Source organism: Roseibium sp. (assembly GCF_965229775.1).
Lineage (GTDB): Bacteria > Pseudomonadota > Alphaproteobacteria > Rhizobiales > Stappiaceae > Roseibium.
Genome location: NZ_OZ245929.1, coordinates 615,572 through 641,954, shown reverse-complemented (window position 1 = coordinate 641,954; position 26,383 = coordinate 615,572). Strand labels below are relative to the sequence as shown.

Annotated in this window: 22 protein-coding genes; 4 read left to right on the top strand and 18 right to left on the bottom strand. The window is 60.6% G+C overall.

Annotated features, from left to right (window positions below):
• The first annotated feature begins 45 nt into the window (after positions 1-45).
• Positions 46-1,425 (top strand): formimidoylglutamate deiminase, encoded by a 1,380-nt coding sequence (locus ACO07N_RS02750; RefSeq protein ID WP_421979558.1) that lies wholly within the window; start codon positions 46-48, stop codon positions 1,423-1,425.
• Between the two features lie 9 nt (positions 1,426-1,434).
• The gene (locus ACO07N_RS02745) at positions 1,435-2,136 is read left to right on the top strand and encodes a UTRA domain-containing protein (RefSeq protein ID WP_421979557.1); all 702 of its coding nucleotides are present in this window, start codon (positions 1,435-1,437) and stop codon (positions 2,134-2,136) included.
• Between the two features lie 33 nt (positions 2,137-2,169).
• Here ACO07N_RS02745 and ACO07N_RS02740 read toward each other — a convergent pair whose 3' ends face one another.
• The 13 genes from ACO07N_RS02740 to ACO07N_RS02680 all read right to left on the bottom strand — a co-directional run bounded on the left by ACO07N_RS02740 (position 2,170) and on the right by ACO07N_RS02680 (position 17,438).
• A complete protein-coding gene (locus ACO07N_RS02740; RefSeq protein ID WP_421979556.1) occupies positions 2,170-2,712 on the bottom strand; it encodes a TlpA family protein disulfide reductase in 543 nt (180 codons plus the stop codon).
• Positions 2,713-2,855: 143 nt separating this feature from the next.
• Entirely contained in the window at positions 2,856-4,361 is a 1,506-nt protein-coding gene (locus tag ACO07N_RS02735) for a mannitol dehydrogenase family protein (RefSeq protein WP_421979555.1), read from the bottom strand.
• Between the two features lie 3 nt (positions 4,362-4,364).
• Positions 4,365-5,138 carry an L-iditol 2-dehydrogenase gene (locus ACO07N_RS02730; protein WP_421979554.1) on the bottom strand — a complete coding sequence of 258 codons (774 nt, stop codon included), beginning with the start codon at positions 5,136-5,138 and terminating at the stop codon, positions 4,365-4,367.
• Complete coding sequence (locus tag ACO07N_RS02725; RefSeq protein ID WP_421979553.1) at positions 5,135-6,139, bottom strand: ABC transporter ATP-binding protein; 1,005 nt, start codon at positions 6,137-6,139, stop codon at positions 5,135-5,137. Before ACO07N_RS02725 ends, ACO07N_RS02730 begins: the two co-directional genes overlap by 4 nt.
• Positions 6,140-6,150: 11 nt before the next feature.
• The gene (locus ACO07N_RS02720; RefSeq protein WP_306144942.1) at positions 6,151-6,981 is read right to left on the bottom strand and encodes a carbohydrate ABC transporter permease; all 831 of its coding nucleotides are present in this window, start codon (positions 6,979-6,981) and stop codon (positions 6,151-6,153) included.
• Between the two features lie 12 nt (positions 6,982-6,993).
• Complete coding sequence (locus tag ACO07N_RS02715; RefSeq protein WP_421979552.1) at positions 6,994-7,860, bottom strand: carbohydrate ABC transporter permease; 867 nt, start codon at positions 7,858-7,860, stop codon at positions 6,994-6,996.
• 121 nt (positions 7,861-7,981) lie between these two features.
• Complete coding sequence (locus ACO07N_RS02710; protein ID WP_421979551.1) at positions 7,982-9,286, bottom strand: ABC transporter substrate-binding protein; 1,305 nt, start codon at positions 9,284-9,286, stop codon at positions 7,982-7,984.
• 85 nt (positions 9,287-9,371) lie between these two features.
• Positions 9,372-10,403: a LacI family DNA-binding transcriptional regulator gene (locus ACO07N_RS02705; RefSeq protein WP_421979550.1), complete on the bottom strand. Its 1,032-nt coding sequence runs from the start codon at positions 10,401-10,403 to the stop codon at positions 9,372-9,374.
• A gap of 796 nt (positions 10,404-11,199) precedes the next feature.
• Positions 11,200-11,868 (bottom strand): DUF1523 family protein, encoded by a 669-nt coding sequence (locus ACO07N_RS02700; protein WP_421979549.1) that lies wholly within the window; start codon positions 11,866-11,868, stop codon positions 11,200-11,202.
• Positions 11,868-13,262, bottom strand: a complete 1,395-nt coding sequence (locus tag ACO07N_RS02695) for a DUF6638 family protein (RefSeq protein WP_421979548.1) — start codon at positions 13,260-13,262, stop codon at positions 11,868-11,870. The genes ACO07N_RS02700 and ACO07N_RS02695 overlap by 1 nt, the downstream gene beginning before the upstream one ends.
• Positions 13,259-15,208: an ATP-binding protein gene (locus tag ACO07N_RS02690; RefSeq protein WP_421979547.1), complete on the bottom strand. Its 1,950-nt coding sequence runs from the start codon at positions 15,206-15,208 to the stop codon at positions 13,259-13,261. The genes ACO07N_RS02695 and ACO07N_RS02690 overlap by 4 nt, the downstream gene beginning before the upstream one ends.
• Before the next feature lie 9 nt (positions 15,209-15,217).
• Complete coding sequence (locus tag ACO07N_RS02685) at positions 15,218-16,351, bottom strand: hypothetical protein (protein WP_421979546.1); 1,134 nt, start codon at positions 16,349-16,351, stop codon at positions 15,218-15,220.
• 10 nt (positions 16,352-16,361) lie between these two features.
• Positions 16,362-17,438: a hypothetical protein gene (locus ACO07N_RS02680; RefSeq protein ID WP_421979545.1), complete on the bottom strand. Its 1,077-nt coding sequence runs from the start codon at positions 17,436-17,438 to the stop codon at positions 16,362-16,364.
• Between the two features lie 555 nt (positions 17,439-17,993).
• Between ACO07N_RS02680 and ACO07N_RS02675 the strand changes: the two genes are divergently transcribed.
• Positions 17,994-19,832, top strand: a complete 1,839-nt coding sequence (locus tag ACO07N_RS02675; RefSeq protein WP_421979544.1) for a vWA domain-containing protein — start codon at positions 17,994-17,996, stop codon at positions 19,830-19,832.
• Positions 19,833-19,893: 61 nt separating this feature from the next.
• Here ACO07N_RS02675 and ACO07N_RS02670 read toward each other — a convergent pair whose 3' ends face one another.
• The 3 genes from ACO07N_RS02670 to ACO07N_RS02660 form a co-directional block, all read right to left on the bottom strand.
• Positions 19,894-20,769 (bottom strand): hypothetical protein, encoded by an 876-nt coding sequence (locus ACO07N_RS02670; RefSeq protein WP_421979543.1) that lies wholly within the window; start codon positions 20,767-20,769, stop codon positions 19,894-19,896.
• Positions 20,770-20,827: 58 nt separating this feature from the next.
• Positions 20,828-21,496, bottom strand: a complete 669-nt coding sequence (locus ACO07N_RS02665) for an SH3 domain-containing protein (RefSeq protein WP_421979542.1) — start codon at positions 21,494-21,496, stop codon at positions 20,828-20,830.
• A 91-nt stretch (positions 21,497-21,587) separates the two neighbouring features.
• Positions 21,588-22,241, bottom strand: coding sequence for a response regulator transcription factor (locus ACO07N_RS02660; RefSeq protein WP_319383878.1), 654 nt, complete (start codon positions 22,239-22,241; stop codon positions 21,588-21,590).
• Between the two features lie 81 nt (positions 22,242-22,322).
• Between ACO07N_RS02660 and ACO07N_RS02655 the strand changes: the two genes are divergently transcribed.
• The gene (locus ACO07N_RS02655) at positions 22,323-24,323 is read left to right on the top strand and encodes an ATP-binding protein (protein WP_421979541.1); all 2,001 of its coding nucleotides are present in this window, start codon (positions 22,323-22,325) and stop codon (positions 24,321-24,323) included.
• A gap of 70 nt (positions 24,324-24,393) precedes the next feature.
• Here ACO07N_RS02655 and ACO07N_RS02650 read toward each other — a convergent pair whose 3' ends face one another.
• Both ACO07N_RS02650 and ACO07N_RS02645 read right to left on the bottom strand, forming a co-directional pair.
• The gene (locus ACO07N_RS02650) at positions 24,394-25,152 is read right to left on the bottom strand and encodes an ATP-binding cassette domain-containing protein (protein ID WP_421984370.1); all 759 of its coding nucleotides are present in this window, start codon (positions 25,150-25,152) and stop codon (positions 24,394-24,396) included.
• A gap of 61 nt (positions 25,153-25,213) precedes the next feature.
• Complete coding sequence (locus ACO07N_RS02645) at positions 25,214-26,320, bottom strand: ABC transporter permease (protein ID WP_421979540.1); 1,107 nt, start codon at positions 26,318-26,320, stop codon at positions 25,214-25,216.
• Between the last annotated feature and the right edge of the window lie 63 nt (positions 26,321-26,383).

The window sequence follows — 26,383 nt, the reverse complement described above, 5'->3', positions numbered from 1 at the left end:
ATAATATGCATGCACATATTAACGTGTCAACGAGGGAAACGCGGTATGTCGACACGCTCCGGTGCCACTGTTTTTGCGGAGAAGGCGCTCCTGCCCGACGGATGGGCGCAGAATGTCCTCGTTTCGATCTCCGAAAACGGGTCGATCTCTGCGGTCGAGCAAGGGCAGGCTCCTGCAGGTGTGCGCACCGGCATTCTTCTCCCCGCTCCGGTCAACCTGCACAGCCATGCCTTTCAGCGGGCCATGGCGGGCATGAGCGAGCGGCGCGGGGAGGGAGGGCGCGACAGTTTCTGGACCTGGCGTCAGATCATGTTCCGCTTTCTGGATGTGCTCGGCCCGGACGATGTCGAGGCGATCGCGGCCTTCGTGCAGATGGAGATGCTCGAGGCCGGTTATGCGGCGGTCGGCGAGTTCCATTACCTGCACCACCAGCCAGGCGGCGTGCCTTACGACAATCTTGCCGAACTGTCCGTGCGGATCATCGCCGCGGCTTCGGAAACCGGGATCGGGCTGACCCATCTCCCGGTGCTCTATCAATATGGCGGCGTTGACAAGCGGGCGCTTGCTCCGGGCCAGATCCGGTTCGGGAACGATCCCGACCGGTTCGCCCGGCTTCATGAGCAGGCAGGGGATGCCCTGAAGGCGCTGGCGGCCGACGCGGTTCTCGGTGTTGCGCCGCATTCGCTTCGGGCCGTGTGCGAGAAGGGACTTGCCGGTGCGGTCGCCCTGGCTGGCGAACGCCCTGTCCACATGCATCTGGCCGAACAGGTCGGCGAAGTGGACGAACTGCTTAATGCAAGAGGACGCCGTCCGGTCGCGTGGTTGCTGGACAATCACCAGGTGTCTTCGAACTGGTGCCTGATCCACTGTACCCAGATGATGCCGGAAGAGACGCTTGGCCTTGCAAAATCGGGAGCGGTTGCCGGGCTTTGCCCGATCACGGAATCAAGCCTTGGCGACGGTATCTTCGACGGCGTCCGCTATCTGCAGGCGGGCGGCCGGTTCGGTGTCGGGTCCGACTCCAATATCCGCATTTCGCTCTCAGAAGAACTGAGAACGCTGGAATATTCGCAGCGGCTCCGGGACAAAAGCCGCGCCACCATCGCGACATCGCAAAAGTCGACGGGACGCGTGCTCTTCGATGGAGCCGTATCGGGCGGTGCGCAGGCTGCGGGACGAAATGCCGGCGGGATCGCAAAGGGACGTTTCGCGGATCTGCTTGCACTGGATGCAGCGGCGATCGATCTGGAAGGGCGCGAAGGGGACGAGATCCTCGACGCCTATATCTTTGCAGGCGATGACGGGATGGCGAGCGATGTCTGGTCGGCGGGCAGGCATGTTGTTCGCGGTGGAAAACATGTAAAAGGCGACGCGATCCGTGCGGCGTACCGCGCGACCATGAAAAGGCTTCGAAACAGACTTTAGGACCGTGACTTGACGCTGACCGACACCAATTCCTGGACAGGTATCCGAGAGGTGCTCTTGCGCCGGATACACGACCGGATCTGGCAACCCGGGGAACAGATTCCCCACGAGGCCGATCTGGCGGAGGAATTCGGCTGTGCCCGCACCACCGTCAACCGTGCGCTCCGCGATCTCGCCGAAAGCGGTCTCGTGGTGCGCAAACGCCGGGCCGGGACACGCGTTGCCGTCAATCCCCCGCAAAGGGCCACGCTGACCATCCCTATCCTGCGCGAAGAGGTGGAGTCGCTCGGACAGCCCTATCGCCACCTGATCCTGGAGCGGGACCTTAGGCCGTTGCCGCCCAGGCTGCATGGCGCGTTTCAGGTGTCGCTGGGAGAAAATGTCCTCTTTCTGAAGACGCTCCACTTCGCGAACGAACGTCCCTATGCGTTCGAGGAGCGCTACATCAATCTGGAGGCGGCTCCCGAGGCCCGCGACATGTCATTCAACGACATCAGCGCCAATGAATGGCTGGTGCACAACGCACCCTACAGCCAGGGCGACCTGTCGTTTTTCGCGGTCAGTGCCGACCAGACCCTCTCCGGCAAGCTGGATGCAGAGGCGGGCTCTGCCCTCTTTGCGATGGAACGGATCACCTGGGCCGGGGAGCAGCCGATCACCCATGTCCGTCTGATCTTCGCACCCGGATACCGGATGCGGACGGAAATCTAAAACTGTCGATTGCGCGGACGACCAACGCCTTGCTCAAGAAGCCTGGTCGACCGACCTGATCCCGGCAATCATTTCAGGCGAATCCCAGACGCGCTCGCCGATGGCGCCGAGGGCGACCTTGCCGTTCGCGTCGACAATATAGGTCACCGGCAATCCGCGCAGGAACCATTTCGACGGCATGTCCTTCTTGTTGTCCAGAAGGATCGCCATGCCTTCATGGTCGATCTGGTCGAGAAAGGCCTCGATCTTGTCCTGCCTGTCGCCGACATTGACGGCAAGCACCGCGTAGTCGTCGGTGCCGAGTTCGCGCCCGAGGCGCGCCAGCGTCGGCATTTCCTTGCGGCAGGGCGGGCACCAGGTCGCCCAGAACGAGACGACGACCGTCTTGCCACGATAATCCTCGAGCTGATGGATCGCCCCCGTCAGGTCCGGAATATTGAGTTCCGCGTCCACGTTGAAAGCGGGCTCGGCCAGGCCGAGCGCTCCCAGGTCCGCGTCCTGGGCAAAAGACGGTGTGCCCGTGACCGTGAGGGCGGCGCTCCCAGCCAGAATTTCACGACGGCTCAACCTGATCATCTTGGTACCCTGCTTCAAGTCTGCATGAATGCCGGCGCTGCACGCCTGCCGGACAACAGGTAATGCGTCGCCGTGCAGACGTCGCTACACGGATCTTCAACTTCCGGCGATCAGGTGCAGGAATTCAATGGGGGGCGGCCGCGTCAGGCAGAAAGCGGATGCGAACCGGAAGCCGTTTCATCCGACGGAGCCACATAGTCCGACAGGGTTCCCGCAACTCCCAGCGTGCGCAGCCGTTCGGCCGCGGTGTTGAACTCCGCAAGAAAGGCCGGGTCGTCGCCGAGCGGTCCGAAGAGGTCGGGCATTCTTGCCGACGTGGCACCGGAAAAGACATCCTGCGCCCAGGTTTGCAAAACGTCGGCATGTTCGTCTTCGATCGCGATGCTGTTTCCGGCCTCGTTGTATCCAAGACAGTAGCGGCACCACAGCGCCGTCTCCAGCGCCAGCCCCCTGACCGGCCTGTTTTGCAGAAGCCTGTCCTGGATCGACGGCAGGATGAATTTCGGCTGGCGGTTCGATCCGTCCAGGCATAGCCGCGGGATGGTGTCGCCGACGGCCGAATTCGAGAAGCGCTCCATCACCGTTTCGAGATAGGCGTGAAAGCTGACGCCCGGGATTTCCGGCACGGTCGGGAGAATCTCCTCGATTTCCAGTTTCGTGAGATAGCTGCGGATGAGCGGATCGGCCATGGCGTCATGGACGAAATGATGACCCAGCAACGCACCGGGGTAGGCGATCGCCGCGTGGCCGCCGTTCAGAATGCGCAGTTTCATGAGTTCGTAAGGGGCCACGTCGGAGACGAATTCGACGCCGACTTTTTCAAGAGCGGGACGACCCGTCGGGAACTTGTCCTCCAGAACCCACTGCCGGAAGGGTTCACAGACGACCGGGGCGGCGTCTTCCACGTCGAACGTCTCGCGGATGAGCGTGCGTTCGCGGTCCCCGGTGGCGGGGGTTATGCAGTCGACCATACCATTCGGGAAGGCGACGTTCTGTTCGATCCAGCCGGCGACCTCCGCCGACATGGCCCGGGCAAAACCGACGACGGTCTGCTTGGCCATGTGGCCGTTCTCCGGCAGGTTGTCACAGGACATGACGGTGAAGGGCGCAACCCCTGCCGCTCTTCTTTTCATGAGCGCGGCGACCAGCACGCCGAAGACGGTCGATGGAGCCTCGGGGTTTTCCAGGTCTGCCAGGATCTCCGGGTGCGAGACGTCGAAGCCGCCTGAATTGGGATCGACGAAATAGCCTCCCTCGGTGATGGTGAGGGAGACGATCCTGATATCCTGCTGGCACAGCCGGTCGATCAGAACAGCAGGATCGACATCGATGAAGTCGATCATCGAGGCACATACATGTGCGCTCAATCCGTCCGGATCGAGTTCAACGATCGTGGTGAGCCAGTCCTGTGTCTGCAGGCGGTCCCGCATTGCCTTGTCGTAGGGCATGAGGCCTGCCCCCACGATCGCCCAATCATGACCTTCGCCCTGTTCGAACAGCCTGTTCAGATAAACCGCCTGGTGGGCGCGGTGAAAGTTGCCGACACCGATGTGAAGGATCCCGGCGGAAAGTGAAGACCTGTCGAAAGCCGGTTTCGCGATGGCGTCCGGAAGCAAGGAAAGCGCAGTCATGTTCAGCTTTGTTGTCATGGGTCAACTCATCCAGTTGCCACCGTCCACGTTGTAGGTCTGGGCCACGATGTATTCGGCATCCGCGGATGCGAGAAAAACGGCCATGCCGGTCAGATCCTCCGCCGTACCCATCCTGCCGAAGGGCACGGACTTGCCGACGGCGGCCTTTTTCTCGCCGGGCGCGAGGCCTTCGTGTTTTGCAAAGAGGGCGTCGACACCGTCCCAGTGTTCCCCGTCGACGACACCCGGGGCGATGGCGTTGACGTTGATGCCGTGGCTGATCAGATTCAGGCCCGCCGATTGGGTCAGGCTGATGACAGCGGCCTTGGTTGCGCAGTAGACGCCGACAAGAGGCTCTCCCCTGCGGCCGGCCTGGCTTGCCATGTTGATGATCTTGCCGCCCTTGCCGCGCCGGATCATCGACTTCGCCGCCGCCTGCATGGTGAACAGCGTGCCGGCAACATTGATATTGAAAAGCCGGTCGTAGCTGTCCCGTGTGATCTCGACGATGGGGGCAAGATCGAACAGAGCGGCATTGTTGATGAGAATATCTAGCCCGCCCGTTTTTTCCTCGACAGCGGCAACCGCCTTTTCGATGGAATTCTGGTCCGTGACATCGAGGTAGACGGCATAGGCGGCAGGACCGATCTCAGCGGCACTTTCCTGCGCCCGGTCCATGTCGATGTCCCCGATCGCGACCGTTGCGCCCTCGCGGACATAGCGCTCCGCAAAGGCCTTGCCGATGCCGCGTGCGGCACCGGTGATCAGGGCGGATTTGCCTTCAAGTCGCATCACGCCATCCTCAGTCCCTGATTGTCGAAGCGATGGATCTTGTCGGCATCGGGGGTCAGGTGAACCGTATCGCCGTGACGGAAGGCGATTTCGCCGGTGGAGCGGACGGTGACCGGATCGTCCAGGCCGTCCACATCGACATAGAGGAACGTGTCGGAGCCCAGATGTTCCGAAACGCCGACCTTGCCCGACCATTTGCCTTCGGTATGAGAGACGGAGATGTGTTCGGGACGGATGCCGATCGTTGCCGCGTCGTACTCGGCGGAAAAACTTCCCATCATGAAGTTCATCTTCGGCGAGCCGATGAAGCCGGCAACAAATCGGTTGCGCGGTGTGTGATAGAGCTCAAGGGGGGATCCCACCTGTTCGATCACGCCGGCCTGAAGCACCACGATCTTGTCGGCCATGGTCATGGCCTCGACCTGGTCGTGGGTCACGTAGATCATCGTCGTCTTGAGGGTCTGGTGCAGTTCTGAGATTTCCAGACGCATGTTGACGCGCAGGGCCGCATCGAGGTTGGAGAGGGGTTCGTCGAACAGGAAGGCGGCCGGTTCGCGCACGATCGCCCTGCCGATGGCAACGCGCTGACGCTGACCGCCCGACAGTTGCCCCGGACGCCGTTCCAGATAGTCCGTCAGGTTCAGCACCTTGGCGGCCGCGTTCACCTTTTTGTCCTGTTCGGCCTTGTCGAGGCCCGCCATCCTGAGCGGAAAGGCGATGTTCTTGCGCACTGACATGTGCGGATAGAGCGCATAGGACTGGAACACCATGGCCAGGCCGCGCTTGGCCGGGGGAACCTCGGTGGCATCCTTGCCGTCGATGTCGATGACACCGCTGGTAATGTCCTCGAGGCCCGCGATCAGGCGCAGCAAGGTGGACTTGCCGCATCCCGAAGGTCCGACGAAGACAACGAACTCGCCATCATCGATACGCAGGTCCAGCGGCGGGATCACCTGTACGTCGCCGAAGCTCTTGGTGATCTGATTGAGAGTGATCTGACCCATGTCGGGAACTCCTATTTGACCGCGCCGAATGTCAGGCCGCGTACGAGTTGTTTCTGGCTGAACCAACCAAGGATGAGGATGGGGGCGATCGCCATTGTCGAGGCGGCGCTCAGTTTTGCGTAGAACAGGCCTTCCGGACTGGAGTAGCTCGCGATGAAGGCCGTGAGCGGTGCTGCCTTTGCCGCCGTCAGGTTCAACGTCCAGAAGGCTTCGTTCCATGCCAGGATGACGTTGAGCAGCAGCGTGGAGGCGATGCCGGGAATGGCCATCGGCGTCAGGATGTAGAGAATCTCTTCCTTCAGCGTTGCGCCATCCATGCGGGCCGCTTCGAGGATCTCTCCGGGGATCTCCTTGAAGTAGGTGTAGAGCATCCAGACGATGATCGGCAGATTGATCAGCATGAGCACGATCGTCAGGCCGATGCGGGTATCCAGCAGACCCAGCTCGATGAAGAGCAGGTAAATCGGATAGAGCACGCCGACTGCCGGCAGCATTTTCGTGGACAGCATCCACATCAGGATGTCCTTGGTGCGCTTGGAGGGCACGAAGGCCATGGACCAGGCGGCGGGAACGGCAATGATGAGGCCGAGGATCGTGGATCCGCCGGCGATGATCACCGAGTTCCACAGGAACCGCATGTAGTCGGAGCGCTCCTGGACGACCGCGTAGTTTTCCAGTGTCCAGTCGAAGAACAGGAACAGGGGCGGGTCGTTGATCGCCTGGGCCTCGGTCTTGAAGCTGGTCAGGATGGTCCAGAGGATCGGGAAGAAGATCAGCAAACCGATTGCCCATGCGGCGACCGTGTTTATCGTCTTCCGGCGGGTGGTTACAGCACGTGCCATGTCGTTCCCTCCTCAGGTGTCCAGGTTCTTGCCGACGATGCGCATCAGAAAGATGGCAACGATGTTGGCCAGGATGATTGCGTAGACGCCGCCAGCGGATCCGAGACCGACATTCTGGCTCTCCAGAACGCGTTGGTAGATCAGGTATGTCAGCGTTCGCGTGCCGAACGCGCCACTGGTGGTCACGAAGATTTCCGCAAAGATCGCGAGCAGGAAGATCGTCTGGATAAGAAGCACGATCGTGATTGCGCGCGAGAGGTGCGGCAGGGTGATATAGGCGAAGCGGGAGAGCGGCGGTGCGCCGTCCATCTCGGCAGCCTCAAGCTGTTCGCTGTCGAGCGACTGGATCGCCGTCAGCAGGATCAGCGTCGCAAAGGGCAGCCACTGCCACGAGACGATCAGGATGATCGAAAAGAGCGAAGCATCGCTCAGCCATTCAATCGGCTGCGCCCCGAAAGCTTTCCAGAGATGCGCGAACAGCCCGTTCACCGGATCCATGAACATGTTCTTCCAGACAAGGGCGGAAACCGTCGGCATGACGAAGAACGGTGCGATCACGAGGATCCGGACGACACCCTGGCCCCACATCGGCTGGTCCAGAAGAATGGACAGCAGAATTCCGAAAACAATTGTGATCGCGAGGACGCCGCCCACAATGATCAAAGTGGTCTGAACACTCGGCCAGAAGGCACTGGACGACACGAAACGGACGTAGTTGTCGAAACCGATCCATCCGAGATCGCCGCCGCGAAGGGGCAGGTATCTCTTGAAAGAAAAGACCAGGGTCATCGTGAGGGGGATGAGCATCCAGCCGAGCAGCAGGATGACCGCGGGAGCCATCATGATGCGAGCGGCGGAGCGTGAATGCTGCGTAGCCATGGACACACCTTCTCTGTTGACGGCAGCAGTCTACCGTTGCGAGCGGAGCGAGGGGATGTAGGGGCTTAATAAAAAGGGAGGGCGGAATTGTCTTCCGCCCTCCCAAGTGGGGAGGAAAAACTTAGTAGCCGGCGGCTTCCATTTCCTCGGCGGTGTTCGCCTGAGCTTTCGACAGGGCTTCCTCGACGGTCTGCTGACCAGCGACCATTGCAGAGAATTCCTGTCCGGCAGCCGTGCCGATACCTGCCCATTCGGGGATCGCGACATACTGGATGCCGACATAAGGGACCGGCTGGACGGTCGGGCTGTCAGGGTTGGCGGCGTTGATGCTGTCCAGCGTCATCGCGGCAAACGGAACCTTCTGGTACTCAGGATTCTGGTAGAGAGAGGTGCGTGCGCCCGGAGGCACGTTTGCCCAGCCTTCCTTGGAAGCCACCAGTTCGATGTACTCCTTGGAGGTCGCCCATTCGATGAACTGCTTGGCAGCCGCTTCCTTCTGGGTACCGGCCGGAATAGCGAGCGCCCAGGCCCAGAGCCAGTTTGCGCGCTTGTCGACACCTTCCTTGTTCGGCGCCAGCGCGAAACCGACGCTGTCGGCAACGGTGGAGTCGTTCGGGTTGGTCACGAAGGATGCCGCAACCGTCGCGTCGATCCACATGCCGCATTTGCCCTGCTGGAACAGCGCAAGGTTTTCATTGAAGCCGTTGGTCGATGCGCCCGGAGGGCCATAGTTGTTCAAAAGGTTGTTGTAGAATGTAACGGCTTCCTTCCACTCCGGCGTGTCGAGCTGGGGCTTCCAGTTTTCATCGAACCAGCGTGCGCCGAAGGAGTTGGCAACGGTGGTGATGAACGCCATGTTCTCACCCCAGCCGGCCTTGCCGCGCAGACAAACGCCATAGATCTCGTTGTCCTTGTCGGTCATTGCCTTGGCAGCGGCTTCAACGTCGCTCCAGGTCGGTGCGTCCGGCATCGTCAGGCCGGCTTTTTCCATCAGGTCCGTGCGATACATGATCATCGAGGACTCGCCGTAGAACGGAGCCGCATACAGCGTGCCGTCATGGCTGAGACCGGCGCGCATGGCCGGCAGGATGTCATCCGCGTCGTAGCTTGCCGGCAGATCGGCGAGAGACACGAGCCATTCGTTGGCTGCCCAGATCGGTGTTTCGTACATGCCGATGGTCATGATGTCGAACTGACCGCCCTTGGCGGCAACGTCCTGGGTGACGCGCTGGCGCAGCACGTTCTCTTCGAGCGTGACCCACTCGACTTCATGTCCGGTTTTCTTGGTGAAGTCTTCCGTCAGGCCCTGCATGCGGATCATGTCACCGTTGTTCACGGTGGCAATGGTGATCGTGTCAGCAAAGGCGCTGGTGGCAGTAATCAAAGTAAGTGCGGTGACCGCACGTAATGCGTTCTTCAACGACATCCTATGTCCTCCCTGGCTTGGATGTTGAAGAGAGCCTGAGGCATAAATTGGCTGGCGTCAAGAAAAAATTTGCGCGCGTAAAATTTTAGGCGGACGCGCGTAGTATAAGTCTTGCTGCGAAAAGGGTTTCCTGGCGATCGCTGAATGTCCCGCCGGCCTCGATCAGCTCCATCAGGGTGCTGAATGCATGGTTGGCGACCGAGTCATAATCATGTGCGGCCGTGGTCAAGGAAGGGCAGGTGAAGCGGGAAAACGGATGGTCGTCATGCGAGGCAACGCGCAGGGCGCAGCCCTCACCACGGCCGACCCGGAGCCCTTTTTCGTAACAAGCCGACAAAAGCCCGATCGCCAGTCGGTCGTTGCTGCACAGGACGGTATCGGTCGGGAAGCCGTGGACTTCCAGAATGCGCATGGCACCCTCATGGCCGATTTCCTCAAACGCCCAGCCTTCGCCCTCGACCCGCACGACATGGGGTTCAAGACCCAGCCGTTCCATGACCTCGATAAAGGCGATGCGGCGTTTGTTGGCGTTCGGGTTGGCCGGCGTCTTCATCTCGAAAAAGCAAGGCGGCTCGCCGGACCGCGTCAGGTATTCCACCGTCTGCGAGACAAAACTGAAATTATCCGAACCGACAAAGGCCTCGCCGATGCCATCGAGATTACTGTCGAACAGGACGGTAGGAACATCCCTGCAGAACTTTTCGATGGAGCTGCGGTCCGATGCGCGGCCGAGCGGCGCCAGCAGCACACCGGCCGGCTTCAGGGAGCGCAGGCTGTTCAGGATGTCGTTTTCCAGGGTCTGCTGACCGTGAGCGCTGAACAGGATGGGCCAGTAGCCGGCGTCCAGGCAGCGATGTTCGATGTTCCGCGCGATTTCCGCGAAGAACGGATCGGCCAGGTAGGGCACGACGATGCCGACGTTCTTGGTCAGGCGGCGATTCTGGTTGATTGCGAATATGTTGGGGCGGAAGTCGTAACGCTCGAGGGCCTGCTCGATCCGTTCTCGCGTCGACTGCCTCACACTTTCCGGGTCGTTGAAATACTTCGAAACGGTCGGCCTTGAGATGCCGCTGACGGAAGCAAATTCTTCCATATTCCTGATTTTGCGTTCCGTCATGTGTTTGCCCTGACACTCCGCCCTAGATATCCGGTTCCAGGTTGCTGCCGATCGTGCGGTCAGCGGCTGAAACTTTCCGCGTGTAAAATTTTTTATTAACAGTGAAACTTTCCGCCGGATTGGTCAAGTCACATCACCCGCGAGCGGCGAATTCGCCCCGGTTCCCCACGTGAAACGGGGCCGTGTTCGGGTCTGGTGCTTTGGTTGGGAGCGCCGCAGTCCGGGTTAACCCGACATGGATCTCGTGCGGTGATGCCCTTGAATGAGTTTCTCATCAACTCATTCACACACAATTGAGCACGTTGTCGGATTGAGCCCAAAATGGGGCGTCTTTGTCAGGCAGTGATCCACTGCTGTTCAACCCACTATCTTACGATGTTCGTACGGTGCGGCAACGGAAGGAGTGACGTTCCCCGACCGTCATTCCAGACAAGTGAGGCAATGCCGAACGTTGATCTGGAATCCAGAAATCTGCGTGAGCGAAGCGAACACTCTTGTTGATACGGCTAGAATAAGCCGCGCCTTCGGCGCGAAATACATCTGGTTTCCGGATCGGCGCGCAGCTAGCGCTGCACTTGTCCGGAATGACGGCTTCTTCCAGCCTTTTGTCATTACGGTCTTGCCGCTGCGCAGCAAACCGGGAAGACAAATCCGGGAAACGTTTCCGTATTCCGAATTTACACCGGACCGACTTATGCTGGCTTCTCAGCAGCATCTCTTCGGCAGCGTATTCCAGAAAGGACTGCGATGGACTGCGGTTGGGAGATGTGCGACCGGCAGACGGCACGAAAGGCGGTCAGCCGAACCAGCGTTTGAACCAGCGCCGGAAGCCTGACGTGGCCGCCGTCGCGTGTTTTTCCGCCTTGGCGCGTGCCTGTTCCGCGTTTTCGCCGACGTCATCCATGAAGCCGTCGATGTTTTCGACAACCGGGTCGATACGCCTGCGCTTGAAGGCCTGGACGACGCGGAAGACCATGTAGGCGATGGCCGCGAGGACAAGGAAGAAGATGATGTTGAACCAGGGGATCAGGAACGCGTTCGGCCCCGACACTTCCTGAATGCTGATGATGTTCGGAAAGATCGTGAACAGCTGGATCCGCCAGCCATAGTGCGTGACCGCAACCCAGACTTCCCCGTCCTTCTTCGCCAGATCCTGCGCCTGTGCGGTGACGTTGGAGCTGTTGAACTTCAGGTAGGGCGGCCAGCGCCATTCGGTGTCCTCGTTGCGATAGACCCTGGGCTCACCGTTCGGCCAGACGGCGTTTATGAACCGGACGTCGCGGGTCCAGTTCGGATTCGTTCCCGCATCCGGCGCGGCCCAGAAGAGCGATGACGACCCGATATCCATGCGCTTGACGTCCGTGCCGACAATGCGCACGACATCCCGTCCCGGAAGCGTGTAATGCGCGAACAGGACAATAACGAGCACCAGGGGAATGCCGACGATCCATTTAATGTATTTCATCAGTCGTCGTCGTCCTCGTCGTCATCATCATCGTCGTCGTCATCGTCGCGATACCGCGGAATGGCGCCCCAGGGTCCCATGTTCTTGCCGAAGCCGTAATCCTCGGGATCGGTGTCCTCGTTCATGCCGGGTTCCGGGCCGAACAGTTCGGTTCGCGTGCCGACCTTGTCGACGACATATTCCTCGGCAAGGAACTGTGCCGCGTAGGTTTTCTTTGCATCGCTCCAGCCCTGGTAGTGAGCATAGAACGCATCCTTGTGACAGATAAAGAGCTGGCGGAAGTCGAGCGGCGTCAGCTGCGCCAGCAGCATGTTGACAAGCTGCTTGTCGCGGTGGTTCGCGGACCGCAGCAAATAGAAATAGGCAGGATCGTCATAGCTGAGGCGCGGTGGCCTGCCGCCTTTCGACAGGGCGCGGACATAACGCTCAAGCGCGTGATAGGCGTCGGGCAGGTCTCTGTGATAGCGGCGTTTGAGGGCGCGCAGGTCGCGCCGCGACACGTCGGACAGATCCTCGTTGTTGTTGGCCGCCGTATCGATGACGATGAAATCGAGCTTTTGTCTCAGGATGCTTTCGGCATGGGCCTTGCCCGCACCGGCGATGGGTTCGGCAAGCTTGTTCCGGGACAGGAAAGAGGCGATCTCGCGCCTGTCCTCAAGAGTCAGAACGTGCTTGACCGGCAGGTCGGCAACGATGTCGAGCTGTCTTGCCGAGATGCACGCCGTTCGCTTCACGGAGCGGAAAATGTAGAGCCCGCCATAGTGCGACGTGTAGAAGTTGCCTTGCTCGAAGCTTTGCGGTTCGAGCGCAATCGGTGTCCGGATGATATCGCCCGTGTGCCTGGACAGCTCCACCATCTCGGCGATCAGGACATCATCCCACCACCCGTCCGGTTCGCTCATGAACCGGTCGATCTTCTCCGTGAGTTCGTCGCCAGCCTCGACATGTCCGCCAACCGTGTCCGCTTCCACGTCGATCGAGCGGATGTCGAACAGATCGAGCGGAGAGCTGATCGAGAACACCGTGTTGACGAGTTCGCCGACGACCGCATCGCGAATGGACAGCGCGAACAGCTGCTCTTCATTCTCGTCGATGAACCGTCTGAGGATCGACCGGGATGTCGAGAAATGGGCATTGAGAAGCGGCGCGGTCTTCTGGGCGACATTCAGGAGAATGAACTGGCGATTGCATCCGTTCGGGTTGAGATACAGATTGTCGCCGAGTTCTTCGCCGATCTCCGGCGAAAAGCCCGATATGTCGACATGGAATTCCTGCAAGGCCGTTCGCTTGCCGGTCAGATGCTCCAGCGCGCGATTGTAGCGGTTCACCATGGAGGGGGACGTCACCTCCACGAGATTGCCGTACATCAGCCCGTGTTTGACCAGCCTCATCATGTGCGTGACTGTTCCATGTAACGGCGCTTGGCTTCTTCCATGCGCTGCATGTCGCGGACCGCATTGTCGATCGCGACCTCGTCCGACTTGTCGGCGTAACGGAACTCGCTGTCGGCGTAGCGGTTGATTTCCTGGATCACCATGTCGACCGTGATCGGCTGCGCCAGGTCGGCGATCATGTTCTTCTTGGTCTCGTAGTTCTTCAGGAGGAACAGGTCGGGGTTTTCCATCCATTCGTCGGGCAGTTCGAAATCCATGGCCCGCACCTTGACGGCGTCGGTGATGTTCTTGATCGCCCGTCCGGTGAAGCGTTCGTCGGCTTCCTGGATCGCCTTCAGGTAGGCGCCGATCTTCGCGATCGTATCGAGGTCGCCGATGCCGCCGCTGACCTTTTCGAAGACCTTGATCAGCGCATCTTCCTTCGGCCTCGCGTGGCTTTCGTAGGAGGCCGCCACGGCCTTCTGGATTACCTGCGCCTCGAAGAGATCGTGGTCGCCAACGGGAATGGAGTGGTTCTTGCCCATCAGCAGATAAAGTATGTCGATATAGTCCTCGCGGGTCTGCGGACCGTCCACGAGGAAACGGGCGCCCGCCCGCTGGCGCAGCGCATCGTCGACATTCTCCGGGTAGTTGGAAAACATGCCGAAGGTGCAGTTGCCGCGCACCACGGTGTTGGCGCCTGCAAAACTTTCCATCAGGACCGCGGTGATTTCCAGTTGCCCTGCCGAGGACTGCCGGTCACCGCGCTTGCCCGCGAGCTGATCGATATCGTCGATCGTGCCGAAGCCGATGACATTGGGATCCGTCACGTTTCTGATGAAGGATTTCGCGTTCTGCGCGGACTTGCCCTGATAGCTGTCGATGCTGTCCGTCGACAGGTTCTGATAGCGGAAGACGTAACCGGCATTGGCGCAGTAGTCGTTGATCAGGCCCGCCATCATCTGGATGAGCGTGGTCTTGCCGGTTCCGGGTTTGCCATCGCCCATGAAGGTGAAGATGAACCCGCCGAGCTCCGCGAACGGGTTGAGCTTGCGGTCGAAGTCGTAGGCCATCAGCATCTTGGCGAGTTTCATGGCCTGGTACTTGGCAATGTGGTTGCCGACGACCTCTTCCGGTTTCTTGAAAGCCATTGCCAGCGTTGTCGAGCGGGCGCGGGCGGCCGGTGTGAACCCGGTGATCTCGAAATTGTCGGCCTCGACCCGGTAGCGGGCGTCGGAAAAGGCTTGCAGCAGCTCCACGCCTTCGGCCCGGAGCGTGACCTTCTCCATCAACTGTTCACAGTAGGACATGATCAGGCTGACCAGCTGTGCATCGGTGTCGATGGAGGCAGACGCGATCTCCTGGTCAAGTTCCCAGAGCGCGCCGTGCAGCGCGAGCTGGTCGTTGTCGAGCAGAATTTCCTCGACCTCGCCGCACTGGATTTCGCTCTCCTCGGTGTCGGCTGCAATGCCGGACAGCAGGAAGTCCATCATGTTGGCGAAGACGTGCAGCGAAATCAGGGCCGACGCGGAGAGCAGCTGCTGGAACCTGTCTTTCTGGGACGCGTCCAGCGTGCCGGCCAGATTGGCCCGCTTCAGATCGGAGAGCCCGGTCTGTTCCCCGTACTGATCCGACATCACCTGGGCGACGGACAGGGACCGGCGCAGGGCCCGCAGGACGCTTGCCTGCAACGGTGTCGTCAGCGCGTCGTCGTCGCTTTCCAGCACACGTTCGGCAAGCTGCACGCCTTCCGGCCGGGCGGTGGATCGTGTGACAAGACCGGGCGTGGTCGACCGGAAACGCCGTCGTGTACCGAGACCCGGCGAGCGTTCCCGGACGACATCCGGTTCGCGCTTTGCGGCAATGCGCGGCGTGTGGTCGAAACCCGAGATCAGCGCTTCTGCAGCGGCGTATTTCTCGAGGATCTTGTCTTCCTTCAGTTCCATAAGGTCGTTGGAAACGGTCACGATGGAAACCTATTTGTAGCTGAGAATCTTGCCGCTTGGACTGACGGCATATTTGCGAATCTGGCTAAACCCCGGCGGGTTCAGTTCTTCCAGCACCTGATAAGGGCGCTGGGGGAGAATGAGTGAACGGCGTCTGCTGGTGTGTCCGGCCGCCTCCTGGGCGCCATCTCCGCTGGCCGAAAACGGATCCAGGTCGTAGACCTGCCGTTCGACGGAAGAAAAGAAGCCCGTGGATTCCATTTCAGTGCCCGAGGCGATCAGCGTCTCGGTGGTCCAGGCCAGCGCCCAGTCCTCGCCCGGTGTCTGTCCCGCCTGTGCCAGAACGTCCCGGAGCGGGCCGGACTGCTGCGTGAACGTGTGGCTGTACATCGGTCCGACGTAGAACCGGCGCAGCCGTTTGGGATGCAGATCATCGAAGTCGTGGTCGAAGCCGCGCGCGATCGTCAGGAGTTTCAGGCCGGCCGACGACTGCGACGTCAGATGCCCCTGAACGCGCGGCCATCGCCGTTCGTCCTTGGCCAGCGGCCGCCTGCCACTGTCTTCCAGGTCCATGACGTAGATAAGCGGTATGTTCTGCTGACTGTCGTAGACCCCCCAGTGCACGCGGTACTTCCGGCGCTTCTCACTGACATTCCCCGTCCAGGTGATCCGCGGGTCATTACGCGCCCAGAACAGTGGGGCACCGGTCAACTGCTCGTAGTACTGGCGCTCGGAGGCGGCGAACTGCAGATTTACGGGCGACGACTGCTCGCGAAGAATATGGTTCACCATTGCGATCTTGAGATCGCGCATCTCGGGCAGGGACCTGAGATGGTTGTCCGCCTGCATGGCGTCGTTGGCCATCTCCAGCAGTTCCTGGTAGATCGGAAAGCCGCTGTCCTGGCGGTCGATGCTCAGGAGATTGGGCATCTTGTCCGAAACGCGCCCTGCAAGCAGGTACTTGTAGGACAGCGCCGTGAAGGTGCCCGCAAGCGCCTGCAGATACTCCTGCAGGATCGGTATTTCGGTGTAGAGCGCCGTGTCTTCTGACACGATGCTGTCCGCGACGCCCTGCACGTGCGAGATGATGCGCTCGAACTTGGCGAAGTAGCGCCGTGTTTCATGCGCTTCTTCCAGGGTTCTGTGATCGAGGGTCAGATCCAACGTTCAGCCCTCAGGCTCCGTAGGCGTTCTTGTCGTGCTTGTCCACGATCTGCTGGAAGCGGCGGGCGAAGCGTTCATCCGATTTCGCCTTTTCTTCCAGAACCTTGCGCGCAAAGACCATGTGATCCTCGTGGGCTTCCATCATGTCGGCCATACGCTGGTTCGTCGCCGAGCCGATGGCCGCCATCGCGGACTGCGCTTCCTTGTCCGTGGCAACGCCGATCTCGTTGATCTTGTGCGCTACGTCCTGCTGCTGCGCGGTCTTCAGCGATTTCACCAGGGCGTCATACAGCACGACACGCTGCTTGGTGTCCGTCTGAAGCTTGTTGATAAGCACCATCTGGGTTGCCGCCTGGTTCTGGAGGCTGTCGACCCAGGTCTTGCCCTTTTCGATGTAGCGCTCGAGCGTCTGGCTTTCGGCAAGCTTGACCTGCTCTTCCTGCGCGAGCCGGTTGTATTCCGAGTTCAGCTCCGCAAGTTCCGATTCCAGCTTGGTACGCGTCGCAGCATCCGTTTCGACCGAAATCTTGTTCTCAAGGGCGATGATCTTCGGATCCATCGCCACGAGTTCCTTCTTGATGCTTTCCAGGCCGGCGACGGTCTGTTCGCGCTGGCCGAGCGTTTCGCTGAGATTGCCTTCAACGCGTTTGCTGTGCTCATTCAGCGTGTTGAGCTGATCCTGCAGCAGCTGGCCGATCACGTTCGACTTGGAGATCAGATCCTGCAGCTTGTCGTCGATGCTGGCGCTGCGCATGCGTTCCTGGCGAATGCTGTCGGAGCGCGCCTTGGAGAAGATACCGATGAAACTCTCCCAGCCGGTTTTCGAGCGCATGGCGTCGAAATCCTTGGAGAAGTTCGCTGTCACATCGTCAAGACCCATGATGAGTTCGGCGATATTGGCGCCCATGAGCTCGGTGTGAGAGTGCACGTCGTCCAGCGTCGCGTTTTCGATGTCGATTGAAATATCCTCGCCGGATTCCAGCTTGGATCTTGCCGTCTCGATCTTCGACGTCAGTTCGCTGATCTTTGCCTGTGCCGCAGCGACTTCCTGTTTGGATTTTTCAATTTGCGCGCTGAAATCCGCCATGTGCCCCTTCCCGAATATCAATCAATGTAGCGATACTTATGTAGCGATTGTTTATAGAAATACAATTACAAAGCACGGTGTAAAGGCAAGTACACGCGGAAGATATTGTTTACCAAATCTGCCGTTTTCCGGCAGAAATCCGCGGCAATCGGGCCGGCCGGCCCTTTTCGGCGTCTCTCGCGAAAAATAACAGGTGCCGATGGGCCGGATCACCGGTTCCGGCCAATATGGGGTATTGACCCCATACCGCATGAAATCGGCTTCCGTCATCTTTCCCGCGTCGAACGCCCGGCGCGAACCTGCGGGCAAAACGCAGCACTGGAAAGGAAGGTCCGACACAAAGCCTGATCAAGACGCACCTCGCTCATCCGGGGCCCAGTCGGCGCCGGCAAGCGACTTGCAGTGAACAACGGCACATGAGCAGTGCCGGTATCGCCAAATCCATGGTGTTCATGGGCTGGGGGGCGGTGCATCCGTGAATTTCGTTTTCTCCCTTCAACCGGCGGCAGGACTGCGCGTTTTGCAGCTTCTTCGGCCGCCCGAGGAACTGCTCCCATGACACGTAAAAGACATCTCCCCAAGGCCGTCCTGATCGGTTCGGCATCGATCGTGACGCTGGCTCTCGTCGCGCTGGCCGCGCAATCCCTCGACGTGACCGAATTTTTCGCCGAGCGCACCAAACCGGTCGTGACCGGGCTGAACCCGGCTGAAACGGTCGAGCCGGGCCCTGAGCGGTCCGAAGCACCGGCGCAATTGACCGACGGCGAAAACAGGTTACCAGAACCCGCGCTTGCACCAGCGCCCAAGCCTGCCGAAATCAGGACACTCACCGCTCATTCAAACGGGCAACTGTCGACCCAGGGCTACTCCAGTCAGGGCAAGCGCCGCTTGAGCCAACAGGCCGACGTGGCGCATGAAGCGCTCGGTCAACAGGCGATCATGTCCCATGACAGGTCCCGCCCCGTCCTTCAGCAGCCGGACCGGGAACGCTTTGCAAGCGCGGAAACGAACCCGTTGAAACAGGTTGCCGATGACCCGGTTTCGACGTTTTCGATCGACGTGGACACGGCGTCCTATTCCTTCGTCAGGGCCAATCTGAACGGTGGCCGCCTGCCGGTCCAGGACGCGGTACGTGTCGAGGAAATGATCAACTACTTCAGCTACGACTACGCAGTGCCGGAAAGCCTGGAGGTTCCCTTCCGGACGAGCGTCTCCGTCGTGGAGACACCGTGGAACGAACATACAAGGCTGATGCAGATAGGCATCCAGGGATACAAGGTTCCGCTGACCGATCTGCCTCCGCAGAACCTGGTTTTTCTGATCGACACATCCGGGTCGATGGCCGATGCCAACAAGCTGCCGCTGCTGCAACAGTCCTTCCGTCTGCTGTTGTCGTCCCTGCGGGACGAGGACGAGGTTGCGATCGTGACCTATGCGGGAAGCGCCGGTGTGCTGCTGGAGCCCACCAAGGCCTCGAACAAGTCGCTGATCCTGCAGAAGATCAATGCCTTGACCTCGCGCGGCTCGACGGCCGGTCATGAAGGCTTGAAGGGTGCTTATGCGCTTGCGGAACAGATGAGCGGGGAGGGGGAGCAGACACGCGTCATCCTTGCCACCGACGGCGATTTCAATGTCGGGCTTGCCGATACGCAGAGCCTGAAACGCTACATTTCCGAGCAGCGCAAGAAGGGAACGTCACTCTCGGTGCTCGGCTTCGGCCGCGGCAACTACAATGACGAGCTGATGCAGGCCCTTGCGCAGAACGGCCAGGGTGTTGCCGCCTATATCGACACGCTCTCGGAAGCCCGCAAGGTGCTCGTGGATCAGGTGGTCAGTTCCATCTCGATGATCGCTCAGGACGTGAAGATCCAGGTCGAGTTCAATCCGGCAAGTGTCAGCGAATACCGGCTGATCGGGTATGAAACCCGCGCATTGCGGACCGAGGACTTCAGGAACGACAAGGTGGATGCCGGCGATATCGGCGCCGGGCATCGTGTCACCGCGCTTTACGAGATCACGCCGGTGGGCTCGCCCGCGCGCAAGTTTGCAGACCGGCGCTACGGCAACGAGGTGCCCTCCGCAAAGCCCGTTTCCCACTCCTTCGAAGGTGAGCTCGCTTACGTGAAGCTGCGCTACAAGGCTCCCGGAGCGGAGAAAAGCAAGCTGGTGACAACCCCCGTTACGGTCAGCACGAAGGACATCCCGGAAGCGGAGACGCTTTTTGCCGCCTCGGTTGCCGGTTTCGGCCAGTTGCTCAAGGGCAGCGACTATCTGGAAGACTGGAGCTTCAAGGACGTCGAAGCGCTCGCCCGGGCCAATCGCGGGGTTGACCCGTTCGGCTACCGGTCCGAGTTTCTGAGCCTGGTGCGGCTTGCGGAGGTGGCGCAACGCTGACCCTTGAAATCAACCCCTTCGTCCGGCGGATCACCTTGTCCGCCGGTTTTCTTTTGGGGACCTACTGGTCCCGCAGCCAGTCGAGGGTCACCTGGGTGCCGTCCTCGCCGTTCAGGTCCAGCCTGTTTGAGACGATCAGTGACAAAGCGCCGATGTCGTTCGTCTTCCAGAGATACAGTGTGTGCCGCGTCGGTTCGAACCTGGCGCAGGTGGACGCGCCGATATCGGCCACGTAGCGCGGCGGTCCCTCCCGGCGGATGTCGAAAGCCTTGGCACCATTGGCATCATCCGGGTTGTTCAGGCATATGGTAACGAGGCGCGCATTGACCGCATCGGACAGGACCGGTTGCGGTTCTGCAACTTCCTGAGGTGCCGCGCGGACCGTGTTGGCAAACGCCCGGCTCTCCGCTTCCCGGCCGCTCGCAGGTGCCAACCCCGACACATCCGGTGCAGCACTGTCGAACAGGGCGGCGGACGATCCCACCTCGACAGAGTTCTGCCGGGTCCGGGCGGGTGCGGGATGCGGCTTTGATTTCGGAGCGGCCGAAAGACCGGCAGGTGGCGCCGGAACCAATGTCCTCACGGGTTCTGCAGATGCCCTGTCAGCGCGTTTGGCCAATTCGGCGCGTTGCTGCGCCAAGGCAGCACTTTCCTGTTCGGCTACGCCTTCCTCTTTCAGGGCCTCCGGCGCGGTCGCCGGGCTGATCACCGGGACGGCTTCGCTGATCCTGCCGGACAGCGCGCGCGCTCCGGAGACCGGTCCTGTCGGCAGGCCGCCCATCTGGAACCGGATGAGATCATTGTCGCCGCTTTCCAGGAATGTCGGTTTGGGCGTGTCCTGCGCGAAGGCCAGACATGCGGAAACGAATACCACAAGGCTTCCGGCCAGAAGACCTGGAGAAAAGAAACCGGTCGATTGGAAGCCTTGTTTGGACATCAGGCAGACTGTCGTTCTTCTCGCGTTGAATTCAGATAATGCTTCGCGGCACACTAGACTAGTTGGGAGCGCCAAGATAACGGGTATTTGTCCAGCCGGACACCTGGCCCCACCGCACCTGGCACCAGCTGCCCTCGCAGATGTCGAAAAGCTCAACCTGGCAATTGCCACTTGCAAGCGCGCCGACGACGCGGTGGCGCGTTCCGGGTCCGGCACGTAGGTTGAGCGTGTCATCGCCGGCAACGTTCACGCACATTTTTGGACCGACCGGGGCGACGTCCTGCGCCAGGATACGTTCATTGGCAGGTGTGCTGCCGCAATAGCCATCAATGATCTGCCCCCGGGCGCAAAGTGGCTTCACGGACATGGCCGCAAGTTCCCAGCGGTCATCCGGGAGGGGGATGACGAACCCGCGATAATGCTCGCCATAGAGGCTGTCATCGAGATAGCCCGTCAGCACGATATTGACGAGGTACCCGCCATCCTCCTTGCGGATGCCGAGTTGCATGCCGCCGTTGCCCTCGTCCCGTTCCGGGTGCCCTTGCAGAAAAGGCAGGATCACATCGATCATGTCGTCGGCAACGGCAACACCGGGCGCGACCCGGATGTCGCGAAAGCCGTCGCCCTCATCCGCCAGGGCCTCTCCCGTCAAAGGCAAGTCAAGAAAAAGCGCGATGAGCGCTGCACATCCCGCAATCGACAGGGTCTTCAGTGTTCTGCGCGTCATGGCGATTGTCCTTCGTCCGGTTGTTTCGGCAATGATCCCGCTTTCCGGGTCCCGGAACCATGGGGTCGATGCCCCAGTCTCCGGCGCGGGATCACAGTTCCCTGGAGGGGTCAATCAGCCCTTCCTTGAGCGCACGGGCAATGAGTTGCGGCACAGAATGCACCTTCAGTTTCTGCATGAGGCTGGTGCGGTGCTTGTCGACGGTCTTGATGCTGATGCCGAAGCCTTCGGCGATTTCCTTGTTGGACCTGCCGGCAAGGATCATGTTCAGCGTCTGGCGCTCCCGGTCCGTCAGGACCGGCGGCTTCGGTGTCTCCTGGAGCACTTGCAGGAAATACTCCGAGATGTGCCGTTGACCGCGCAAGATGCCGGGGAGTTTCTCGTAAAATTCCGTGTTGTCGGAGGCCTTGGAAAACAGGCCGTCGACACCGGCCTCCACAAGATCGGAGACGAGCCCGACAGCCGAGATGCCGGTCAGCACGACGACCCGTGTTTCTTTCGACCAGCGCCGTGCTTCCACCAGGACCTCCACGCCCCCGGCCATGGGCATGGATACGTCCAGCAGCAGCAGGTCGGGCCTGTGCTTGCGGACTTCCGCGATCGCGCTGAGCCCGTCCCCCGCTTCCGCGACGACATGAATTCCGTCCGGTTCGATCAATCCCGGTTTTTCAAGAGCATCTTTAAGTCCGGCCCGAACAATTGCATGATCATCGGCAATGATGGCGTTATATTTTTGTTCGTTCACGACCCAAGATCCTTTTAGAAACACGGATAACCCTGACATGCCTTTCGGGAAATGACCAGTTCGCTCCGCATTGTTTTGTCTTTGTTTTTTGCTCTTGCCGCCCTGGGTCTTGCGCGGGCGGAGACCGTTTTTCTCGCGCCGGGGCAAGGTGTTGCGGATCTCAAGAGCCAGCTCACCTACCACAGCGATCCGTCCAAATCGCTCGGCGAAGTCCTGAAGCTCTACCGCGCGGGGGCGTTCGGCCCGGATTTGCAGACAACCATGCTGGAATGGAACTATGCACCGGAGGCGTGGGCCGGGACGGAGATTTTCAACGACACGATCGACGATGGCCGCGGGGCAGACCCGTTCGTGCTCGTGGTCGATCTTCCGCTCGTCAGCGAAGTGGATGTCTACTTGATCCGGGAAAGCGGTTTTACCGAAGCGCTGATCGACTATTCCATCTTCGAGCCGTTCAGGGCTGATGATCACTCCGTAACACGGTTGCGGACGCCAGTCTTCGAAATCGCGCCGCAGGAGCAGGTGACCCTGCTGGTGAACTTCAAGTTCGGTCCGTTCCAGTCGTTCCGGATGGCGCTTGAAACCCCGTCGGAGCTGGAAGCGTCCGCCTTCGCTTCCGGGATCACGCATACGGCGTTTTATGCCTTTTGCATTTCCAGCCTGGTTTTCTTTTTTGGATTTCACCTGGCGATGAAGAACGGGATCGGCATGCTCTACGCCATCCAGTTCACCGTCGGCCTTGCCCTGATCGCCTATATCGATGGCCTGTGGTTCCGCTTCTTCTATCCCGAGCGGCCCGATCTCCAGTCCGCGATCGGCTTCTTCCTCTTGTTCGCGCTGTCGGGAACGGGCTTCCTGATTTCGGGACGATCGGTGAGGGGAGAAGACGGGGAAACGCGATTGTCGGTGGCACTGTCCGCCCTGAGCCTCCTGTCGGTGGCGGGCTTCGTCATTTCGCTCTATTCGCCGGGCCCCTATTCGGCGCTGTTCAGCTATGGGCTTCTGGTTCTGATGTTCGTCGCGATGGTTGTTTCCAGCGGTGTCTGGCGCCGGAAGCAGGGAGAGATCCATCTGGCCGGTACGCTGATCGCCGTTACCGGGTTTGTGCTCGGCGCCGGGCTTGTCGCATTGCTGGTGGCAGGCAGCCGGGCGGAGATCATCCCGGTCTCCACGGCGGTGAAGGGCGTTTTCTCCGTTCTGCTGGTCGCGACCATGACTGGTCTCACCGCGCATATCATCAATCTTCGCAGGCAGCATTCCAAAGCGGTGCAGGCGGAACTCTCCGCACTCGAAGCAGAAGCCCGGCGCAGCCAGGAATTGCTGGTCGCCGAGCGCAACTACACGCGGGCGCGCGAGCTGGCCAGCCTGCGGCAAAGACAGCTCGCCACCGCGTCCCACGATCTGAAGCAGCCGATCATGTCCCTGCGGATGAATGTCGACAGTCTGGCCGCCGATCTGGAGCCCGAAATCCGGAGCCGCCTGAAAGAAGCCTTCGACTATATCGAGGCGCTCTCCAACGATTATCTCCGCCAGACGACCCCGGGTGAGGTGTCAGAGCCGTCGGGGGATGATCCGGAGGACGTCGCGGATACCGAAGACGGAAGCGGCGATCCGGCCACCGAAGGCGAGGCGGAAATCTACGAATTGTCGCTTGTGCTCGACACGGTTTATCAGATGTTCCGCGAAGAAGCGGTGTCCAAGGGCATCGAACTCAGGCGCGTCCTGTCGAGCAAAAGCGTTTCCGTTCCGCCTCTGATCATCATGCGCATCGTCAGCAATCTTGTTTCCAATGCGGTGAAGTATACCGACGAGGGCAAGGTGCTCTTCGGTGTGTTGTCACGCGGGGACGAGCTGAAATTGTGCGTGCTTGATACGGGAGCGGGCATGAGCGCGGAGGAAATCGGCGACTTTGCCGAAGCCTATCGCAAAGGCGCGCAATCCGACGGTCACGGTCTCGGACTGTCCGTCTGCTACGAGCTTGCCCGGGAAAACGGCATGGAGCTTTCCTGTGCGTCGGAAAGGGGGGAAGGCACGGTGTTCATCCTGACCATCCCCGTCCAGGAACACCTGAAAGCCGCGTGAAAGCTGCCCGATCAGCATGGGCGCCGGATGCGTGCAGACCCAGCGGGCCGCGCGCATCCGGGAGGCGTTCCTAAACGGTTCCTCCGAGGGATCCTTCGAGTTGTGCCATTTCCTGTCCGCCAGCCATGAGGTCCTGGAGCTGTTCCGGGGTGATCTCGCCGCGTTTTGCGGTTCCCAGTGTCTTGCCGCGGTTGAGGACGGTGAAGCGGTCGCCGACGGCAAGGGCGTGGCGGACGTTGTGGCTGATGAAGACGACGCCGACGCCCTGCTTGCGGACCTTGTCGATGGTGGCCAGCACGTTGGAGGTCTGGCGCACGCCGAGGGCGGAGGTGGGCTCGTCGAGGATGAGGACCCTTGCGCCGAAATAGACCGCGCGGGCAATGGCGACCGTCTGGCGTTCACCGCCCGACAGGGTGCCGACCGCCTGGTCGGGACCGCGCAGGTTGATGCCCATCTTGCGCATCTCCTCCATGGTGATCTCGTTGGCGCGGGTCACGTCGAAGCGCTTGGCCAGGCCGCGCCCCTTGGTCGGCTCACGGCCCATGAAGAAGTTGCGGGTCACGCTCATCAGCGGGATCATGGCCAGATCCTGGAACACGGTGGCAATGCCGGCCTCCATGGCATCGCGCGGGGTGGCGAAGCTGAGCGGCTTGCCTTCGAAGAAGATCTCGCCTTTCGTGGGCCGGTGCACGCCGGACATGGTCTTGATGAAGGTCGACTTGCCGGCGCCGTTGTCGCCGAGCAGGCAGTGGCACTCGCCGGGCCTGACGTCGAAGCTGACGCCGGCCAGGGCGATGATGTTGCCGAAGTGTTTCTCGATGTCGACCATGTGGATGATGGGTTCGAACTCGGGCGCATCGCCGTGATGGAACTTGGTGTCCTGGGTCATGTCAGCGCTCCCCCGTGACGCGCTTGCGGATCGCGTTGTTGAACAGAACGGCGATGAGCAGCATGGAGCCGAGGAAGACCTGGAACCAGTCCTGGTCGAAGTTGGTGTAGGTCAGGCCGATGACGACCATGCCGAAGATGATGGAGCCGAAGAAGGCGCCGATGGCCGAGCCGTAGCCGCCGGTCAGCAGACAGCCGCCGATGACGGCCGCGATGATGGCCTCGAACTCCTTCTGGAAGCCGCGGCGGGCATCGGTGGAGCCGGCATCCATGACGGTGATGATGGCCACCAGGGCGGCGCAGCAGGCGGTCAGCATGAACAGGGAGATCTTGACCCGGTTGACCGGAACACCGGAATTGGAGGCGGCGGTCTTGTCGCCGCCGGCGGCGAAGATCCAGTTGCCGACGGGCGTGCGCAGGAGGATGTAGGTCGCGATCAGGGCGATCAGGATGAACCAGAGGATCTCGACCGGAATGCCGGGAACCTTGGGCGCGCCGCTCTTGAAGGTGTCGACGATGCCGTTGGTGGCCAGCCAGTTGAAGAGACCGCCGAAGGCATCGCCGGAAAAGAACGGGGCGAGCCAGTCGCCCTCGACCGCATCGCGGACACCGCGCAGCTGGGTGGCGCCGCCGGTGGCCCACTTGAGGCCGACGAGGGACAGCCCGCGCAGGATGAACAGGAAGGCCAGGGTGACGATGAAGGAGGGCAGGCCCGAGCGGATCACGATGGTGCCGTTGATGGCGCCGACACAGGCGGAAAAGACGAAGGTGAGGGGAATGGCCAGCACCAGGGGCAGTCCCCAGGTGACGACGCAGGCGGCGAAGAACAGGCCGGCAAAGGCAACCATGGAGCCGATCGACAGGTCGAACTCGCCGCCGATCATCAGCATGGCGGCGCCGATGGCCAGAATGCCGAGCTGGGCCGCAGGGGTCATGAAGTTCATGATGCCGGACAGGCTGAACATGGCCTCGTCGGCGGTTGCCAGGAAAAACAGGGTGACAAGGATCACGCCCGCAATCGCGCCGAGTTCCGGCTTCTTCATGAGTTTGGAGAAGAACGATTCCTTCTTGACCCGTTCGTCTGCATCTGTCGGAGCGGCGTCGCTCATTGTTGCCTCCCTTTCATGGAAGGACGGCGCGCGGGCGCGCCGCCCCCTTGTTCTGTTTGTTAT

Excerpts from the sequence above, each read along its gene's own strand:
- ACO07N_RS02695 (WP_421979548.1), bottom strand. The coding sequence starts at position 13,262 with ATGATGAGGCTGGTCAAACACGGGCTGATGTACGGCAATCTCGTGGAG.
- ACO07N_RS02705 (WP_421979550.1), bottom strand. The coding sequence starts at position 10,403 with ATGACGGAACGCAAAATCAGGAATATGGAAGAATTTGCTTCCGTCAGC.
- ACO07N_RS02740 (WP_421979556.1), bottom strand. The coding sequence starts at position 2,712 with ATGATCAGGTTGAGCCGTCGTGAAATTCTGGCTGGGAGCGCCGCCCTC.
- ACO07N_RS02710 (WP_421979551.1), bottom strand. The coding sequence starts at position 9,286 with ATGTCGTTGAAGAACGCATTACGTGCGGTCACCGCACTTACTTTGATT.
- ACO07N_RS02700 (WP_421979549.1), bottom strand. The coding sequence starts at position 11,868 with ATGAAATACATTAAATGGATCGTCGGCATTCCCCTGGTGCTCGTTATT.
- ACO07N_RS02670 (WP_421979543.1), bottom strand. The coding sequence starts at position 20,769 with ATGTCCAAACAAGGCTTCCAATCGACCGGTTTCTTTTCTCCAGGTCTT.
- ACO07N_RS02665 (WP_421979542.1), bottom strand. The coding sequence starts at position 21,496 with ATGACGCGCAGAACACTGAAGACCCTGTCGATTGCGGGATGTGCAGCG.
- ACO07N_RS02675 (WP_421979544.1), top strand. The coding sequence starts at position 17,994 with ATGACACGTAAAAGACATCTCCCCAAGGCCGTCCTGATCGGTTCGGCA.
- ACO07N_RS02650 (WP_421984370.1), bottom strand. The coding sequence starts at position 25,152 with ATGGTCGACATCGAGAAACACTTCGGCAACATCATCGCCCTGGCCGGC.
- ACO07N_RS02720 (WP_306144942.1), bottom strand. The coding sequence starts at position 6,981 with ATGGCACGTGCTGTAACCACCCGCCGGAAGACGATAAACACGGTCGCC.
- ACO07N_RS02715 (WP_421979552.1), bottom strand. The coding sequence starts at position 7,860 with ATGGCTACGCAGCATTCACGCTCCGCCGCTCGCATCATGATGGCTCCC.
- ACO07N_RS02750 (WP_421979558.1), top strand. The coding sequence starts at position 46 with ATGTCGACACGCTCCGGTGCCACTGTTTTTGCGGAGAAGGCGCTCCTG.
- ACO07N_RS02725 (WP_421979553.1), bottom strand. The coding sequence starts at position 6,139 with ATGGGTCAGATCACTCTCAATCAGATCACCAAGAGCTTCGGCGACGTA.
- ACO07N_RS02645 (WP_421979540.1), bottom strand. The coding sequence starts at position 26,320 with ATGAGCGACGCCGCTCCGACAGATGCAGACGAACGGGTCAAGAAGGAA.
- ACO07N_RS02680 (WP_421979545.1), bottom strand. The coding sequence starts at position 17,438 with ATGGCGGATTTCAGCGCGCAAATTGAAAAATCCAAACAGGAAGTCGCT.
- ACO07N_RS02735 (WP_421979555.1), bottom strand. The coding sequence starts at position 4,361 with ATGACAACAAAGCTGAACATGACTGCGCTTTCCTTGCTTCCGGACGCC.